Below are 2,948 nucleotides of genomic sequence, written 5' to 3'. Positions count from 1 at the left end.
GATCGAGGAATTGATCGCACGCAAGCGGGCGATCTTTGCCAACTATGCGCAGGCGCTGGAGGGCGTGGCGGGGGTGTCGCTCAATCCCGAGCCGTCCCACGGCCGCAACGGCTACTGGATGCCGACCGTGGTGTTCGATGCCGACACCGGCATCCATCGCGACCAGTTGATCGCCGCTTTCCAGGCTGCCGACATCGATGCCCGGGTGTTTTTCTGGCCGCTGTCGACACTGCCGATGTTCAGCGAACACGTTGTCGAGACGCCGGTGTCCTTCGCCCTGCCGGAGCGCGCCTTCAATCTACCCAGCTATCACGACATGACGGATGCCGATCAGGCTCGGGTCATCGAAGTGGTGCGTAATGTTCTCAAGCAAAGGGGAAAACCGTGAAGGTCTATCTGTTGGGTGCAGCCAATCCTGAAACGATGCGCATGATCCAGGCAGTTCAGCGAACCCTGCCAAACCAGGAGTTCGCCTTTCTGGACAATGATCCGCAAAAGCAGGGCACCCTGTTCTACGGCCTGCCTGTGGTCGGTGGTGTGGATCGGGTCGCCGAACTCAAGGGCGACGATGTGCGGTTCGTCAATCTGATCACCGGCAGCACGCGAGCGCGCTATGAGACAACCTGCCAGATTGTCGAAGCCGGCGGGCAGTTGGCCAACTTCGTTCACCCGGGCATCGACCTGACAATGACCCGCATGGGTGTCGGCAACTATCTGCAGGAAGGCGTGATCCTGCAGGCGGAAGTTTCCATCGGCGACAACAGCAGTATTCATATGGGCGCATTGATCGCACATGAAACCCATGTCGGCAATTCGGTTTTCATTGCCCATGGCGTGAGTGTGTCCGGCTGCTGCGAAATCGGCGACGGAACCTTCATCGGCACCAACGCCAGCATCCTGCCACGCATTCGAATCGGTCGCTGGGCGACTGTCGGTGCCGGAGCAGTGGTCACCAAACATGTTCCGGATTACGCGGTTGTGATCGGCAACCCTGCCAAAGCCATCAAGAATAATCCTGATTCCTTTCAAGACGGCCGGGTTTTCAAGTAACCGCCGCAACATCAATTCTGGAGTGTGCAATGAATCCACATGAGCAGTTTCGTGAAGAAGTAAAAGAGAACATCCAGGGTCTGCAGCGGGACAAAGCCCTGCAGGCGGCCTCACAGGACTGGATCGATTCCACGGCCAAACACAAGTACACCTACAACTTCAGCTGGATGGGTCGCCCTATCATCCAGTTTCCCCAGGACATGATCGCCATGCAGGAGATCATCTGGTCGGTGCAGCCGGACATCATCGTCGAAACCGGGATCGCCCACGGCGGCTCGCTGGTGTTCTACGCCTCGATGCTGGAGTTGATCGGTCACGGTGAAGTGCTGGGTGTCGACATCGATATTCGTCAGCACAACCGTGAAGCGATCGAAGCACATCCGATGAGCAAACGGATCCGGATGATTCAGGGTTCGAGTATCGATCCGTCGATCGTCGATCAGGTTCGTCAGCAGGTCGAGGGCAAGAAAGTGCTGGTGGTGCTGGACTCCAACCACACCCACGAGCATGTGCTGGCGGAACTGCAGGCCTACGCTCCGATGACGTCGGTGGACAGCTACTGCGTGGTGATGGACACCGTGGTGGAAGACATGCCGCAGGATGCGTTTCCCGATCGCCCATGGGGAAAGGGTAATAACCCGAAAACCGCCGTGTGGGCGTATCTCGAAGAAAATCGTGATTTCGAGATCGACCAGTCCGTTCACAGCAAACTGCTGATCACGGTCGCACCGGACGGTTATCTGCGTCGCGTACGTTAATCGACAAGACATCGTTGAGATCTTTCGGCTACTCGCCGGTTGGGGAAAATTTATGCAAGGCAAGAACAGCTCTAAATCTGGATTGGCACTTAACGATCAGTTGACCGTGGTGCTGATATCGCACGAGCGACCGGCGTTTCTACGGCGGGCGGTGACTTTTTACAGCAGCTTGCCTTGCAGGATTCTCGTTCTGGACTCCTCGGCCGAGGCATTGCCGGGCATCGCCGGCAGCTACCCTAATGTCGACTACCAGCACCTGCCGCAGTACGGCTACTGGGGGATTCGGGCAAAGCTGGCCTACGGCGTGGATCAGATCACGACACCCTTGATGGTGTTTGCGGCCGACGATGACTTCCATGTGCCCGAAGCGCTGCATGAATCCGTTGCGTTCATGCAGGCCAATCCCGATTACAGCTTCTGTCACGGCTACAGCATGATGTACCTGTCGCTGGCCGACAGGGTCAGCTACTACCGGCGCGATAAAAAAGTCTGCGAAGACTATCCGTCGGACAACGCCGAGGAACGGGTGCACGATTACCTGTATCAGTACCTGCCACCGTTTTATGCGGTACAGCGCACCGCGAACCTTCGCGAGTGGTATCGGATCCTGCCCCACGACACCTCGTTCCAGTGGCAGGAAGTTGGTCATGCCTATTACCTGCTGGCGCAGGGCAAGGCACGGATTCTGCCGATTCCTTACGTGGTGCGCGAACTCAACTACGAGCATTCCGACCACAACACCGAGATCTACCATTCGCTGGCGTACGCCGACGCCAAGACTGTCGCCGAGCGCGAAGCCTTTGCCGAATTCCTGGCCGCAGTGCCGACGCAACTTCGGCACGAGAGCCCGGAGCAGGGCAAACAGTCTGTGCTGGCCAGTTTCGAGGCGCTTGCCGACGGCCTGCGCAACCGTCGTTCCTTGACTGCCGAACTGATTTTCGAGTCGAGCTGGACCCATATCGACACCGGTCCGCTGCGCCGTTTCGGTCCTAATCAGTACGTCGAGATGCCGTTCTACAATCAGCCGTTCTTCGATCAGTTGACCCACTTCGAATTTCTGCTGCATGCGATGCCGGCAGGGCGTCTGCAGTTGCAAGGCCTGGAAGGCATCTGGGCGCGCCAGCAGAACCTGATGCTGGC

The 2,948-nt window shown here is 57.9% G+C and carries 4 protein-coding genes; all 4 read left to right on the top strand.

Translation table 11 applies throughout. The features are described 5' to 3' along the window. A partial coding sequence (locus DBR18_RS29875) for a DegT/DnrJ/EryC1/StrS family aminotransferase (protein ID WP_256588924.1) occupies positions 1-388 on the top strand: 388 nt, incomplete at its 5' end. Next, on the top strand, positions 385-1,050 hold the full coding sequence (locus DBR18_RS24645) for a NeuD/PglB/VioB family sugar acetyltransferase (RefSeq protein ID WP_108592268.1): 666 nt from the start codon (positions 385-387) through the stop codon (positions 1,048-1,050). The genes DBR18_RS29875 and DBR18_RS24645, both read left to right, overlap by 4 nt. Positions 1,051-1,079: 29 nt before the next feature. Continuing rightward, a complete protein-coding gene (locus tag DBR18_RS24640; RefSeq protein ID WP_108592267.1) occupies positions 1,080-1,808 on the top strand; it encodes a cephalosporin hydroxylase family protein in 729 nt (242 codons plus the stop codon). A 52-nt stretch (positions 1,809-1,860) separates the two neighbouring features. Beyond that, the coding region (locus tag DBR18_RS29870; RefSeq protein ID WP_256588921.1) for a TIGR00180 family glycosyltransferase at positions 1,861-2,948 on the top strand (1,088 nt) is incomplete at its 3' end.

The sequence above is a fragment of the Pseudomonas sp. HMWF021 genome (genome assembly GCF_003061005.1).
Taxonomy (GTDB): Bacteria; Pseudomonadota; Gammaproteobacteria; order Pseudomonadales; family Pseudomonadaceae; genus Aquipseudomonas.
This window is presented reverse-complemented; position numbering and strand designations above follow the sequence as displayed.